Raw genomic sequence first — 13749 nt, 5'->3', positions numbered from 1 at the left:
TGGAGCGGTTTCCGAGCGGGACGTCACACGGTGGAGTGCAGGCGCAGGGTCCGCACCCCGCCGCCGGTGAGCAGTTCCACGATGCGTTCACCGGCCGGCTTGCGGACCGCGGAGCCGCATTCGGGGCAGGTGAAGGAATAGAACGTGGTGCGGCGGCTGCCGCCTATCGCCAGGCGCAGCGCGCCGGCGGACAGCTCGAACCGGGCGCGGCAGTCGGGGCACGCGGCCTTGAAGAGCACCGGCCCGACACGGGCGGGGACAGGCGTCATCGCCGGAACACCGGGCGTCACGGTCATCAGGCGCCGGCTCCCTGTTCTTGACGGTCCTGGTGCTCCCGGCGCGCCTCGCGGGCCTCCTCGGCCTCGTAGGCGGTGAGCGCCTCGCGCGCGGCCGTGCGGGCACTGTCCGCGAGGTCCTGCGGCGACACGATCCGGCCGTCCCGGCCAAGCCGCAGCGCCAGTCGGCGCAGCGAGGCGGGCGACGGCGTACGCAGTGTGATGCGCAGACCGCCGTCGGGCAGTTCCTCCGCCAGGTCGTGCGGGTAGTACTCGGCGACCCAGCGCCCGCCGGGCGCCACCTCGACGACGACCTCGGGATCGTCGGCGGAGGGCTGTACCAGGCCCTCGGAGAGGTCGCGGAGCTCGATCTCGGGCGGCGCGGCGGGGGCGTCGAGCAGCCGGATCTCCGCGACCCGGTCGAGCCGGAAGGTGCGGCGCGCCTCGGAGAGGCGGCACCAGGCCTCCATGTATGTGTGGCCGACGGCGAAGAGCCGGATCGGGTCCACCTCACGGTCGGTGAGCTCGTCGCGCGCGGGCGAGTAGTACTTCAGCCAGAGGCGCCGGCGCTCGGAGATCGCCCGGTCCACCTCGGCGAAGACCCCGCCCTCCGATTCGAAGGTCACCGAGAGCCGGGAGGAGGCGCCCGCCGCTTCACCGGCCGCGCCTTCGATCTTGGCGGTGGCCCGTACAAGCGCCTCGCGGTCGCCCTCCCGCAGTCCGGGCAGGGTGGCGACGGCGCGGGCCGCGACCAGCAGCGCGGTCGCCTCGTCGGCGGCGAGCCGCAGGGGCTCGGCGGTGGACTCGCCGGACGCGTCCGGGTTGCGCCACCAGATCCGCTCGCCGTCGGTGTCGATGTCGAGCAGGTCGCCGCCGCGGAAACTCGTCCCGCACATGGGCAGCACGTCGAGGTCGGAGATCAGCTCGTCCTCGGTGATGCCGAAGGCGCGGGCGACGTCCGCGATACGGGCGCCGGGGCGCTCGCGCAGGTACGTCACCAGCGACAGCATCCGCCGGGTCTGGTCGATGGCATTGATCGCCATGTCGTGCGCCCCCTCAGCCCTTGGCCACGGCGCGCAGCCGGTCGACCACGTCCGCCCGCAGGTCCGCGGGCTCCAGCACGACGACGTCCGGGCCGAACTCGACGAGCCAGGCGTCCAGACCGTGTCCGTACGGGATCTCCAACTCGTCCCACCCGTCGCCGAGTTCCCGTACCTCGGTCGCCCTGGAGCGCAGCGGGTAGCCGCAGTCCGTACGCAGCCTGATGCGCGCCGAACGGGTCGCCGTCTCCCCGGCCCAGCTCTCGACGGTCTCGCGGACGGTGACGACGTCGGGCACGGGCGCGGTGAACGCTCCCGAGCGGGACGAACGCACCTTGCCGGTGATGCGCGAGAGGCGGAAGACCCGCTCGGCGCCGCGGCTGCGGTCGAAGCCGGCCAGGTACCAGTGGCCCCGCCAGCACTCGAGCGTCCACGGTTCCACATGGCGCTGCTCGGGGCGGGCCGAGTTGGCCTTGCGGTAGTCGAAGAGGACCGGCCGGCGGTCGCGGCAGGCCAGCATCAGCGGTTCGAAGGCCGCCTCATGGACGGGGATACGCGGTTCGAGGGCGCTGTGGTGGAGTTCGTAGGCGTCCTCGGCCTCCGGCATGCCGGCCGCCCTCAGCTTCTGCAGGGCGCCGCTGGCGGCCCCGGCGAGCCGCGCCTGCTGCCACACCTTGGCGGCCAGGCCCAGGGCGGCGGCCTCCTCGGCGTCCAGGGTGATGGGCGGCAGCCGGTTGCTGTCCCGGCGCGCGAGGTAGCCGATGTCCCCGTCGAGGGACTCCACCGTCTCGATCACCAGGCCGAGTTCCCGCAGATCGTCCTTGTCCCGCTCGAACATCCGGTTGAAGGAGTCGTCGGAACCTGCTTCGAGGTAGGCCTCGATGGACCCGCGCAGCTCGCGCTTGCTGAGGGGACGCCGGGTCCCCAGCAGACACAGCGCCAGATTCATCAGCCGCTCGGCCTTGGCAATCGCCATCGACGCCCTTCACCTCTTTTATGAAATCCCTTACGCCCGTCGACCGTACCGCCCCGGGGTGTCCGGACAAAAGCGAGGGCCCGTGCCGGCAGGCACGGGCCCTCACGTCGTCGCTCCGCGAGGCCTCAGACCGCGACGAGGTCGCAGACGAAGATCAGCGTCTCGCCCGGGGCGATGGCGCCGCCGCCGGCGCCGCGGTCACCGTAGGCAAGGTGCGCCGGGATGGTCAGCTGGCGGCGCCCGCCGACCTTCATGCCCTGCACGCCCTGGTCCCAGCCGGAGATCACCTGGCCGACGCCCAGCTGGAACTGCAGCGGGGTGCCGCGGTTCCAGGAGGCGTCGAACTCCTCACCGGTGGAGAAGGCCACGCCCACGTAGTGGACGGAGACGGTGTCGCCCGCCTTCGCCACCGGGCCGTCGCCCTCCCAGATGTCCTTGATCTCCAGGTCGGCCGGCGGCTCGCCGCCCGGGAAGTCGATCTCGGGCTTCTCGATGCTCACGGTGTTGCTCCTTGCGTTTCTCTGTGTGATCAACCGGGACAGTCTTGCAGAACGTCCCGGTCGTCCTACTGAACGGCCAGGATGTCGACCGTGAAAACGAGGGTGGACTTGGCCGGGATGCCCTGCTGCTCCTGGTCGCCGTAGCCCATGTCCGGCGGGACGACGAGCAGTACGCGGCTGCCGACCTTCTTGCCCTCGAGGCCCTTCTGCCAGCCGGGGATGACCTGGGCGAGCGGGAAGCTCACCGGCGCGTTGCCCCTGGCGTAGCTGCTGTCGAACTCCTTGCCGTCCTTCCACAGGACGCCCTGGTACTTCACGGACAGGGTGTCCGTGGCCTTGACCGCGGGACCGGTGCCCTCGATCACGTAGTTCGACACCAGCTTGGACGGCGCGTCCTTCTTGGGCACCGTCAGCGACGGCTTCTCGCCGTCGGTGTTCGTGCCGACCTTGGGCAGGTCGATGTTGTCCTGGGCGACCTCGCTGCCCTTGGCGGACGTCGGGAGCGTGGTGCCCTTGACAATGTCCATGACGAAGACCAGCGTGGAGTTGGCCGGGATGCTGCCCTGCTCCTGCGCGCCGTAACCGAGCTCCGGCGGGATCGCCACCTCGAGACGGCTGCCGACCTTCTGGCCGTCGAGCGCCTTCTGCCAGCCCTCGATGACACCGCCGCCGCCGAGCGTCACGGTGAACGGCTCGCCACGGTCGAAGCTGTTGTCGAACGGCTCCTCGCCGTCCCACACCTGGCCCAGGTAGTCGACCTGGGCGACGTCGCCCTTCTTGAGGGTCTGGCCCTTGCCCTCGCTGACGACGTTGACCTTCAGGTCCTTGGGAGGCTCGCCCTCGCCCTTGGCAAGGGTCGGCTTCTCGCCGAACTTCGCACCCTCGGTGATCGTGGGCAGCCCGTTCGTCATCGAGGTGGAAGCGGAATCGGAGCCCTTGTCGTCACCGCATGCCGCTGTCGTCAACAGCAGCAGGGGTACGACGAGCAGGCCGGCAAGTCGGCGCACGTGTTCCTCAGATCTCTAACGGCTTGGTAGATGCGGACACTCTAGGGCGTGCCGAGGGCCCCGCACGAGAAACGTACGGGGCCCGGGTGACGTTCCGACACACGTGCGACGGACTCGGATCACATGCCGGCGATGAGCTTCTCCACCCTGTCGTCGACCGACCGGAAGGGGTCCTTGCAGAGCACCGTGCGCTGCGCCTGGTCGTTGAGCTTGAGGTGCACCCAGTCGACGGTGAAGTCCCGCCGCTGCTCCTGCGCCCGGCGGATGAAGTCGCCGCGCAGCCGCGCCCTGGTGGTCTGCGGGGGCACTGACTTACCCTCGAAGATCTTCAGGTCGTTGCAGATGCGGGCGGCCTGGCCCTTCTTCTCGAGGAGGTAGTACAGGCCGCGCCTGCGGTGGATGTCGTGGTAGGCGAGGTCTATCTGCGCGACCCTCGGGTGCGACATGGACATGTTGCGCTTGGCGCGGTACCGCTCCAGCAGCTTGTACTTCATGACCCAGTCGATCTCGGTGCCGATCCGGTCGAGGTCCTCCTCCTCGATCGCGTCCAACGCGCGGCCCCACAGCTCCAGGACCTGCTCGACCGTGCCGGTGCGGATGCCGCGGCGGTCGACGAAGTCGACGGCCTTCTCGTAGTACTCGCGCTGGACCTCGAGCGCGGAGGCCTCCCGGCCGCTGGCCAGGCGCACCTTGCGCTGGCCCGTTATGTCGTGGCTGACCTCGCGGATGGCCCGGATCGGGTTCTCCAGCGTGAGGTCGCGCATGACCGTGCCTGCCTCGATCATGCGCAGGACGAGGTCCGTCGCACCGACCTTCAGCAGCATCGTCGTCTCCGACATGTTGGAGTCGCCGACGATGACATGGAGCCGGCGGTAGCGCTCGGCGTCCGCGTGCGGTTCGTCACGGGTGTTGATGATGGGGCGCGAGCGGGTGGTGGCGGAACTGACGCCCTCCCAGATGTGCTCCGCACGCTGGCTGACGCAGAACACCGCTCCCCGGGGCGTCTGCAGCACCTTTCCCGCGCCGCAGATCAACTGCCTCGTGACGAGGAACGGAATCAGGATGTCGGCCAGCCGCGAGAACTCGCCATGGCGCGCGACGAGATAGTTCTCGTGGCAGCCGTAGGAGTTTCCCGCCGAGTCGGTGTTGTTCTTGAAGAGATAGACGTCGCCCGCGATTCCCTCCTCGTGCAGGCGGCGTTCGGCGTCGACGAGAAGGCCTTCGAGAATGCGCTCACCGGCCTTGTCATGCGTGACCAGCTCGGTCACGTTGTCGCATTCAGGTGTTGCGTATTCCGGATGCGAACCCACGTCGAGGTACAGGCGGGCTCCGTTCCGCAGAAAGACATTGCTGCTGCGGCCCCATGACACGACACGGCGGAAGAGGTAGCGCGCCACTTCGTCAGGTGACAGTCGGCGCTGTCCCCTGAACGTGCACGTGACGCCGTACTCGTTCTCCAGCCCGAAAATGCGGCGGTCCATGTCTGAACATTACGCCTCACGGCCTGAGCTGAAACCGGGTTGGGCGGCACCGTTTCGATCATTTTCCGATGAGTGGCTGCCGGAGCCCGTGATGTCGTCGGTGCGGCCGGGAACCGCGAGCACCCGCTGAGTGGCTGTCAGAACCATCAGCGCCGCGATCCCCCCGGCCCCGGCGACCGCGAAACTCCACGCGGTACCGCCGATCTCGACGGCCGGACCGGCCACCGCCGTGCCGGCGGCCGCGCCCACGCCGAAGGTGGTCACGAGCCAGGAGAACGCCTCGGTGACCGTGCCGCGCGGGGCGTGCCGGTCGACGACGATGAAGGCGCAGGCGATCGCCGGCGCGAGGAACACGCCCGCGACGGCCGACAGGGCCGTCATGGCGGCCACGCCGGGCGTGAGGATCAGCGGGAGGTACCCGGCGGCCAGCAGCGCCACGATGATCCGCAGCCGCCGCTCGGGGGCGCCTGACCACTGCCGCGCCCCGTACACCGAGCCGCCGACGAGGGCGCCGAGTCCCAGCGCGGCCATCAGCCAGCCGTACACCGACTCGCGCCCGTGGTCGTCGGCGTAGGCCACGCCCGCGACCGTGATCGAACCGAGGGCCAGGCCCACGAAGAAGAACGCGCCGAGGAGTGCGAGCAGCCCCGGCGAGCGCAGCGCGCCCAGCCAGTGCGCCTCCCGTGGTGCCGAGCGCCAGGCGCGGGACGGCTTCGACATCACGACCGACAGGGCGCCGACGACCCCGATGACGTTGATGACGAACAGTGCGGCGCCGGGCGACCACAGCGAGACGAGCAGCGTCACGAGCAGCGGTCCGACGGTGAACATGATCTCCTGGGCCACCGCGTCCATGGCGTACGCCCGGTGCACGCGGTCCTCGCGGCCAAGCAGGCTCGGCCACAGGGCCCGCAGCCCGCCCTCGAGCGGTGGCGTGAACAGACCCGCGACGCTCACCGCGGTGTAGGCGAGGACCAGCGAACCGGTGCCGGCCGCCGCGAGGAGGAACATGCCCAGTGCCGAGACGACGGCGGCGGGCAGTTGCACCCGCGGCTGCCCGTACAGGTCGACGGCCCGGCCCAGCAGCGGCTGTCCGACGGCGGTGGCGAGACCGTAGACGGCGGCGAGCGCGCCCGCGAGCGTGTAGCTGCCGCCTTCCGCGCGGGTGAACAGCACGATGGCGATGTGCGCGGTCGCGTTCGGCAGCCGGCCGACAAGGGTGCCGGTGAGCAGGCGTGCCGCGTGCGGGGCCTTGAGAATGTCTGCGTACCCGGCGGCCATGCCGTCCCCCTCTCCCCCGGCTTCCGTCGAGGTTTTACGTATAACGTCAAGGTCCATACGTACCATGTCGACAGTCCGCGGGTCCACAGCGCCGCCGCCCCGGGCGTCGCGACATCTCCTACGGGCGGCCGAGGACGGCGAACAGATGGCACACCGGTCCCAGCAGGACCGTCCCCCGGCCGGAGCGGAGTCCGCCCGTCCCACCAGCAGGGACGTCGCCCGCGCCGCCGGGGTCTCGCAGGCCACCGTCTCGCTCGTGCTCGGCGACAAGTGGCGCGGCCGCGTCTCCGAACGGACCGCGGGGGTGGTCCGCCGGGCCGCCCAGGAGCTCGGCTACCGGCCGAATCTCGCCGCCCGCAACCTCCGCCTCGGCCGCACCAGGACCGCGCTCCTCGTCGTCCCCGCGCTGACCAACGAGTTCTTCGCCCGCGTCTACACGGGAGCCGCCGACGTCGCCGCCCGCCACGGGTTCGGTGTCGTGCTCTACCCCTCCCCCGAGGGTGTCGGGCCCGCCAAGGACCCGTTCGCGTCCGCCCGCGCGGCCCTCGACGGCGTCATCGCCTCCTCGATGGCCGCGCAGGCGCTCACGGCGATCCGCGGGACCGACCTACCGCTGGTGATGCTCGACAGCGACCCCGCCGACACCGGCGCCGCCGCCCACGTCAACCTCGACATCGCCGACGGCATGCGGCAGGTGATGGACCACCTGACCGCTCTCGGCCACCGGCGGATCGTCCACCTCGCCTCGGCGGTCGCCTCCTGGACCTTCGACGTACGTGCCCGTGCGCTCCACGAGGCGGCGGCCCGGGTCGCCGGCACGGAGGTGCGCACCGTCCCGGCGCCGCTCGACGTCGACAGCGCCAGAGAAGCCGCCGTACGGGCCCTGACGGCCCCTGGGCCGCGCCCCACGGCCGTCGTCTGCGACGACGACATCCTGGCCGCGGGCGCCTGCAAGGCGGCCCGCCGGCTCGGCCTGCGGGTACCCGAGGACGTCAGCGTCACCGGCTTCGACGACCTCGCGCTGGCGACGGCCGTGGAGCCCGAGCTCACCACCGTCCGCCTGCCCGCCGAGCAGGTGGGCGAGCGGGGCATGGACGCCCTGCTCGCCGTCCTCGACGGCCGGCGCCCCGAGGAGCGCAGCCTCCCCGTCGAGCTTGTCGTACGGGGCTCCTCCGCTCGCCCGCCGGCCTGAGGCTGACCTGATGCCTCAGCAGGACTGCGGTGCACACGGGGCGTGCCCCGCCTTCGCCCGGGCCCGACGGGCGCGGACCGATCCGGGCAGTGACGGGTGCCGGCACGACGCCCCGCGCACCACGTCACCGGCAGACCCGTCGCCCGGGACATGACTGCGCCCCGGACCGCACGGGCTGTCCGGGGCGAGCCGTCGTCGGCGGGTTACTCCCCGGCCCCGGTCGTCCCTCCGGCCGTCCCCCCGGTCGTCCCTTCGTCCGTCTCCTCGTCGGAGGGCGCGTCCGTCGGGGTGGACGCGGCACCGTCGGCCTCCAGCAGCCGAGCCAGCTGCCTGCCCACGATCCGCTTGAACTTCCGCTGCTGCGGCCGTGTACGGTCCAGGACCGCGACCTCGAGGCGGTCCGCCGGGATCTCCCGGTCACTGCCGTTCGACTGGCTGGAAAGAGCCTGCACGGCCAGCTTCAACGCCTCCGCCAGCGACATGCCGTCACGGTGCCGCTGATCCAGGAACGTGCTGATCTGCTCCGCGTTGCCGCCCACCGCGACCGAGCCGTGCTCGTCCACGATCGAACCGTCGTGCGGCAGCCGGTAGATCTGGTCGCCCTCGGGAGAGGCGCCCACCTCGGCGACCACCAGCTCCACCTCGTAGGGCTTCTCACCGGCGCTCGAGAAGATCGTGCCCAGGGTCTGCGCGTACACGTTCGCGAGGCCGCGGGCCGTCACGTCGTCGCGATCGTAGGTGTAGCCGCGCAGGTCCGCGTAGCGCACGCCGCCGATACGCAGGTTCTCGTACTCGTTGTACTTGCCGGCCGCGGCAAAACCGATGCGGTCGTAGATCTCGCTGAACTTGTGCAGGGCACGGGACGGGTTCTCGCCGACGAAGACGATGCCGTCGGCGTACTGCAGCACGACGAGGCTGCGGCCACGGGCGATGCCCTTGCGGGCGTACTCCGCCCGGTCGGCCATGGCCTGCTGAGGTGAGACATAGAACGGCGTCGACACCGGCTATCCGTCCCTTTCTGTCGAAAGCGGGTACATCGCGGCCGTCACAGGAGAGCGGCGCGGGGGCCGTCGGGCTGGGTGAGACGGCCCTCGAGGATCGAACGCGCGATCTCGGAGGTCTCGGCCTCGGTGAGCCGGCGGAAGCCTTCGTCCGTGATGACGGTGACGATCGGGTAGATGCGCCGTGCCACGTCCGGGCCGCCGGTCGCGGAATCGTCGTCCGCCGCGTCGTACAGCGCCTGGATCACCAGCGTGGTGGCCTGCTGCTCGGTCAGGTCCTCGCGGTAGAGCTTCTTCATCGCCCCGCGCGCGAAGATCGAGCCCGAACCGGTGGCCGCGAAGCCGTGCTCCTCCGAGCGGCCGCCCGTCACGTCGTACGAGAAGATCCGGCCCTTCTCGCGGTCGATGTCGTAACCGGCGAACAGCGGGACGACGGCGAGGCCCTGCATGGCCATGCCGAGATTGCTGCGGATCATCGTGGAGAGGCGGTTGGCCTTGCCCTCGAGGGAGAGCTGGGCGCCCTCGACCTTCTCGAAGTGCTCAAGCTCGAGCTGGAACAGTTTGACCATCTCCACCGCGAGACCGGCCGTGCCCGCGATGCCCACCGCCGAGTACTCGTCGGCGGGGAAGACCTTCTCGATGTCGCGCTGGGCGATCATGTTCCCCATCGTGGCCCGCCGGTCACCGGCGAGGACCACGCCGCCGGGGAACGTCGTGGCGACGATCGTCGTCCCGTGCGGCGCCTGGACGGCCCCCTGCACGGGCGGCAGAGTGCGCCTGCCGGGCAGCAGGTCGGGCGAGTGGTCGCCCAGGAAATCCATGAACGACGACGAACCCGGCGTCAGGAAGGCTGCCGGCAGACGCCCGGTGCTACGAGGGTTGGCTTCCACGCGTTTCCTTCCGGATAGGCGGCGGCCCGCCGCATCCCGCGCGGGCCGATCTTTCGAACTGTGCACGGACATTACCCGTGCTGTCGCCAGTCATCCGCCCTGGTGCCCCCGGCTTTCACCGGCGGCACCAGGGCGGGCAACCAGGGCTACTCTCCGCCCTTTTGCACAAATGACCGCACGAAGTCCTCGGCGTTCTCCTCGAGGACATCATCGATCTCGTCAAGAACCGAGTCGACGTCGTCCGAGAGCTTCTCCTGGCGCTCCTTGAGGTCTTCCGCAGCCTGCGCCTCCTGCGCCTGCTCCTCGACCTCCTCAGTGGAGCGCGTCGCCTTCTGCTGTCCGCCGCCGGTGTCCTTGGTCGCCATGCACCTCACCCCGCTCGGTTCGACGTTCTTGATCAGACCCTACTCGCGGGGTCCGACATCGGCCCCGCACTTCCTCCAACGTCCGGGGCCCACCTTCATGATTCCCGGACGGAACCCTTTTCAGCCCCCGCCGAGGACCCGGAGCAGGTCCTCCGCCTTGCGGCAGCGGTCCAGAAGCTCCTTCACGTGGTTGCGGGTGCCCCGCAGCGGCTCCAGCGTGGGGACCCGTTGCAGGGAGTCACGACCCGGGAGGTCGAAGATGACCGAATCCCACGACGCGGCCGCCACGTCGTCCGCGTACTGCTCGAGGCAGCGGCCGCGGAAGTAGGCCCTGGTGTCCTCAGGAGGCTGCGTCATGGCCCGTTCCACCGCGCTCTCGTCCACCAGGCGCTTGATCCTGCCGCGGGACGCCAGACGGTTGTACAGGCCCTTCTCGGGCCGCACGTCCGCGTACTGCAGGTCCACCAGGTGCAGCCGGGCGGCGTCCCAGTCCAGGTCGTCGCGCCTGCGGTAGCCCTCCATGAGCTCGCGCTTCGCGATCCAGTCGAGCTCGCCGGCGAGGCTCATCGGGTCGTTCTCGAGCCGGTTGAGCGTGTCCTCCCAGCGGGTCAGCACGTCCTTGGTCTGCTCGTCCGCGTCGGCTCCGTAACGCTCCTCGACGTACTTCCGGGCCAGCTCGAAGTACTCCATCTGGAGTTGTACGGCGGTGAGTGTGCGGCCGCTGCGGAGCGTGACGAGTTGCTGGAGGCTCGGATCGTGGGAGACCTGGTGGAGCGTGCGCACCGGCTGCTCGACCGCGAGGTCCACCGCGATGAAGCCGTCCTCGATCATCGACAGCACCAGGGCCGTGGTGCCCAGCTTGAGGTACGTCGAGATCTCCGAGAGATTCGCGTCGCCGATGATCACATGCAGGCGGCGGTACTTCTCCGCGTCGGAGTGGGGCTCGTCCCGAGTGTTGATGATGGGGCGCTTGAGGGTGGTCTCGAGCCCGACCTCGACCTCGAAATAGTCGGCGCGCTGGCTGATCTGGAACCCGTGCTCATGGCCGTCCTGGCCGATTCCCACCCGGCCGGCGCCGGTGACGACCTGCCGGGAGACGAAGAAGGGCGTCAGGTGGCGCACGATGTCCGAGAACGGGGTCTCCCGCTTCATCAGATAGTTCTCGTGCGTGCCGTAGGACGCGCCCTTGTTGTCGGTGTTGTTCTTGTAGAGATGGATCGGCTGGGCGCCCGGGAGCTGCGCGGCCCGCGCGGCCGCCTCCGCCATGATCCGCTCCCCGGCCTTGTCCCACAGGACGGCGTCGAGCGGGTTGGTGATCTCGGGGGAGCTGTACTCGGGGTGGGCGTGGTCCACGTAGAGCCTGGCGCCGTTGGTCAGGATCACGTTGGCCAGGCCGATGTCCTCGTCGGTGAGCTGACTGGAGTCGGCGGCCTCGCGGGCGAGGTCGAAGCCACGGGCGTCCCGCAGCGGATTCTCTTCCTCGAAGTCCCAGCGGGCGCGGCGCGCCCGGTGCATCGCCGCCGCGTATGCGTTGACGATCTGGGACGAGGTGAGCATGGCATTGGCGTTCGGGTGGCCGGGGACGGAGATCCCGTACTCCGTCTCGATGCCCATTACTCGCCGTACGGTCATGCGGCCCTCCTTGCCCGGCGTCGTTCCCCTCCGGGAACGGCGCTCAAGTACCGCGGGTGCTCCGGTGTGCGCGCGGTGCCCGTCCCCGCACTGCGTGACCCGACGGTACGGACGAGCCTAGAACGCCGCTGCGTGGGTGGGGAGATCAATTTCGTCATTGCTCCGGTGTGGTCGGACCTGTCCGGAAAGCAACCGGCTGCGGATGCCCGTCCCCCTGCCTTCGGCGGGGGACCGCCGGCATCCGCAGCCGGTGTGCCTTTTACAGGTACTGACCGGTGTTCGCCACCGTATCGATGGACCGGCCGGTGTCCGCGCCCTGCTTTCCGGTGACGAGGGTGCGGATGAAGACGATCCGCTCGCCCTTCTTACCGGAGATGCGGGCCCAGTCGTCCGGGTTGGTGGTGTTGGGCAGGTCCTCGTTCTCCTTGAACTCGTCCACGCAGGCCTGGAGGAGATGGGAGACGCGAAGACCCTTCTGGTTGTGGTCGAGGAAGGCCTTGATGGCCATCTTCTTGGCCCGGTCGACGATGTTCTGGATCATCGCGCCGGAATTGAAGTCCTTGAAGTAAAGGACTTCCTTGTCTCCGTTGGCGTACGTGACCTCGAGGAAGCGGTTCTCCTCGGACTCCGCGTACATCTGCTCCACGACCGACTGGATCATGGCGTGTGCCGCGGCTGCCTTCGATCCGTTGTGCTCGCCGAGGTCGTCGGCGTGCAGCGGGAGCGAGGGGGTCAGGTACTTGGCGAAGATGTCCTTGGCGGCCTCCGCGTCCGGACGCTCGATCTTGATCTTGACGTCGAGCCGGCCGGGGCGCAGGATCGCGGGGTCGATCATGTCCTCGCGGTTGGAGGCGCCGATGACGATCACGTTCTCCAGGCCCTCGACACCGTCGATCTCGGCCAGGAGCTGCGGGACGATGGTGTTCTCCACGTCCGAGCTGACGCCGGATCCACGGGTGCGGAAGAGGGACTCCATCTCGTCGAAGAAGACGATGACGGGAGTGCCCTCGCTCGCCTTCTCACGAGCACGCTGGAAGACCAGGCGGATGTGGCGCTCGGTCTCACCGACGTACTTGTTGAGGAGCTCGGGGCCCTTGATGTTGAGGAAGTAGCTCTTCCCCGCGGGCTGACCGGTCACCTCGGCGACCTTCTTGGCAAGGGAGTTGGCGACGGCCTTGGCGATCAGCGTCTTGCCGCAGCCCGGCGGGCCGTAGAGCAGGATGCCCTTCGGCGGCCGCAGTTCGTGCTCCTTGAAGAGATCCGGGTGCAGGTACGGGAGCTCGACGGCGTCGCGGATCATCTCGATCTGGCCGCCGAGTCCGCCGATCTTGTCGTAGTCGACGTCGGGGACTTCCTCGAGGACGAGCTCCTCGACCTCGCTCTTGGGGATCACCTCGTAGACGTAACCCGAGCGGGGTTCGAGCAGAAGGGCGTCCCCGGGCCGGATGTTCATCTCGAGCAGCGGCTCCGCGAGCCGCACCACCCGCTCCTCGTCGGTGTGGCCGATCACCAGGGCGCGCTCGCCGTCCTCGAGGATCTCCTTGAGGGTGACGATGTCCCCGGCACGCTCGAACTCCATGGCCTCGACCACATTGAGCGCTTCGTTGAGCATGACTTCCTGGCCGCGCCGGAGCTCCTCGAGCTCGACGCTGGGGCTGACGTTCACCCGGAGCTTGCGGCCCCCGGTGAAGATGTCGCACGTGCCGTCCTCGATCGCCTGCAGGAAGACACCGAAGCCGGCCGGCGGCTGCGCGAGCCGGTCGACCTCCTCCTTGAGGGCCACGATCTGGTCGCGGGCCTCACGGAGTGTGTTGGCGAGCCGCTCGTTCTGAGCGGACACGCCGGCCAGGTTGGTCTGCAGCTCGACGATCCGCTCTTCGAGAATCCTCGTGTGTCGCGGAGAGTCGGCGAGCTTGCGGCGCAGGACGGCGATTTCCTGCTCGAGATAGGCAACCTGGCCGGCTGGGTCTTCAGACCCCCGCCCCGGCCGGATGCCGCGGTTGATGTCGTCGTCGTGGGCTGCCACGGTCCTCACCTCCTCCAAGGGGAGCTGGACGCTTCCTGACCCTACCTGTGTGGGTGGTGATTGAAACCCCTAGATCACAAAGA

Annotated in this window: 13 protein-coding genes; 1 reads left to right on the top strand and 12 read right to left on the bottom strand. The window is 69.6% G+C overall.

The window, feature by feature from the left end:
• Window positions 1-23: 23 nt before the first annotated feature.
• The 7 genes from GLX30_RS28480 to GLX30_RS28450 all read right to left on the bottom strand — a co-directional run bounded on the left by GLX30_RS28480 (window position 24) and on the right by GLX30_RS28450 (window position 6560).
• Window positions 24-296, bottom strand: coding sequence for a hypothetical protein (locus tag GLX30_RS28480; protein WP_050791600.1), 273 nt, complete (start codon window positions 294-296; stop codon window positions 24-26).
• On the bottom strand, window positions 296-1318 hold the full coding sequence (locus tag GLX30_RS28475) for a WYL domain-containing protein (RefSeq protein ID WP_159693636.1): 1023 nt from the start codon (window positions 1316-1318) through the stop codon (window positions 296-298). The genes GLX30_RS28480 and GLX30_RS28475 overlap by 1 nt, the downstream gene beginning before the upstream one ends.
• A 13-nt stretch (window positions 1319-1331) precedes the next feature.
• The gene (locus GLX30_RS28470) at window positions 1332-2291 is read right to left on the bottom strand and encodes a WYL domain-containing protein (RefSeq protein WP_159693634.1); all 960 of its coding nucleotides are present in this window, start codon (window positions 2289-2291) and stop codon (window positions 1332-1334) included.
• A 125-nt stretch (window positions 2292-2416) separates the two neighbouring features.
• Window positions 2417-2791 carry an FKBP-type peptidyl-prolyl cis-trans isomerase gene (locus tag GLX30_RS28465; protein WP_159693632.1) on the bottom strand — a complete coding sequence of 125 codons (375 nt, stop codon included), beginning with the start codon at window positions 2789-2791 and terminating at the stop codon, window positions 2417-2419.
• Between the two features lie 65 nt (window positions 2792-2856).
• Window positions 2857-3798: an FKBP-type peptidyl-prolyl cis-trans isomerase gene (locus tag GLX30_RS28460; protein WP_159693630.1), complete on the bottom strand. Its 942-nt coding sequence runs from the start codon at window positions 3796-3798 to the stop codon at window positions 2857-2859.
• 119 nt (window positions 3799-3917) lie between these two features.
• Window positions 3918-5279: a Pup--protein ligase gene (gene pafA / locus GLX30_RS28455; protein WP_159693628.1), complete on the bottom strand. Its 1362-nt coding sequence runs from the start codon at window positions 5277-5279 to the stop codon at window positions 3918-3920.
• 9 nt (window positions 5280-5288) lie between these two features.
• Window positions 5289-6560, bottom strand: a complete 1272-nt coding sequence (locus GLX30_RS28450) for an MFS transporter (protein ID WP_159693626.1) — start codon at window positions 6558-6560, stop codon at window positions 5289-5291.
• Window positions 6561-6705: 145 nt separating this feature from the next.
• Here GLX30_RS28450 and GLX30_RS28445 point away from each other — a divergent pair, with 145 nt between their 5' ends.
• Window positions 6706-7752: a LacI family DNA-binding transcriptional regulator gene (locus GLX30_RS28445; RefSeq protein ID WP_159693624.1), complete on the top strand. Its 1047-nt coding sequence runs from the start codon at window positions 6706-6708 to the stop codon at window positions 7750-7752.
• A 203-nt stretch (window positions 7753-7955) separates the two neighbouring features.
• On the opposite strand, the gene prcA is transcribed toward GLX30_RS28445, so the two are convergent.
• The 5 genes from prcA to arc form a co-directional block, all read right to left on the bottom strand.
• Entirely contained in the window at window positions 7956-8753 is a 798-nt protein-coding gene (gene prcA, locus GLX30_RS28440) for a proteasome subunit alpha (RefSeq protein ID WP_159693622.1), read from the bottom strand.
• A gap of 44 nt (window positions 8754-8797) precedes the next feature.
• Window positions 8798-9643 (bottom strand): proteasome subunit beta, encoded by an 846-nt coding sequence (gene prcB, locus GLX30_RS28435; protein WP_159693620.1) that lies wholly within the window; start codon window positions 9641-9643, stop codon window positions 8798-8800.
• Between the two features lie 146 nt (window positions 9644-9789).
• On the bottom strand, window positions 9790-10008 hold the full coding sequence (locus GLX30_RS28430; protein WP_037777052.1) for a ubiquitin-like protein Pup: 219 nt from the start codon (window positions 10006-10008) through the stop codon (window positions 9790-9792).
• Between the two features lie 120 nt (window positions 10009-10128).
• A complete protein-coding gene (gene dop, locus GLX30_RS28425; RefSeq protein WP_347879790.1) occupies window positions 10129-11640 on the bottom strand; it encodes a depupylase/deamidase Dop in 1512 nt (503 codons plus the stop codon).
• 259 nt (window positions 11641-11899) lie between these two features.
• Window positions 11900-13666, bottom strand: a complete 1767-nt coding sequence (gene arc / locus GLX30_RS28420) for a proteasome ATPase (protein ID WP_159693618.1) — start codon at window positions 13664-13666, stop codon at window positions 11900-11902.
• Between the last annotated feature and the right edge of the window lie 83 nt (window positions 13667-13749).

This window comes from Streptomyces sp. Tu 2975, from assembly GCF_009832925.1.
Classification (GTDB): domain Bacteria; phylum Actinomycetota; class Actinomycetes; order Streptomycetales; family Streptomycetaceae; genus Streptomyces.
This window is presented reverse-complemented; position numbering and strand designations above follow the sequence as displayed.

Excerpts from the sequence above, each read along its gene's own strand:
- pafA (WP_159693628.1), bottom strand. The coding sequence starts at position 5,279 with ATGGACCGCCGCATTTTCGGGCTGGAGAACGAGTACGGCGTCACGTGC.
- GLX30_RS28450 (WP_159693626.1), bottom strand. The coding sequence starts at position 6,560 with ATGGCCGCCGGGTACGCAGACATTCTCAAGGCCCCGCACGCGGCACGC.
- GLX30_RS28480 (WP_050791600.1), bottom strand. The coding sequence starts at position 296 with ATGACCGTGACGCCCGGTGTTCCGGCGATGACGCCTGTCCCCGCCCGT.
- GLX30_RS28445 (WP_159693624.1), top strand. The coding sequence starts at position 6,706 with ATGGCACACCGGTCCCAGCAGGACCGTCCCCCGGCCGGAGCGGAGTCC.
- GLX30_RS28475 (WP_159693636.1), bottom strand. The coding sequence starts at position 1,318 with ATGGCGATCAATGCCATCGACCAGACCCGGCGGATGCTGTCGCTGGTG.
- GLX30_RS28470 (WP_159693634.1), bottom strand. The coding sequence starts at position 2,291 with ATGGCGATTGCCAAGGCCGAGCGGCTGATGAATCTGGCGCTGTGTCTG.
- dop (WP_347879790.1), bottom strand. The coding sequence starts at position 11,640 with ATGACCGTACGGCGAGTAATGGGCATCGAGACGGAGTACGGGATCTCC.
- GLX30_RS28430 (WP_037777052.1), bottom strand. The coding sequence starts at position 10,008 with ATGGCGACCAAGGACACCGGCGGCGGACAGCAGAAGGCGACGCGCTCC.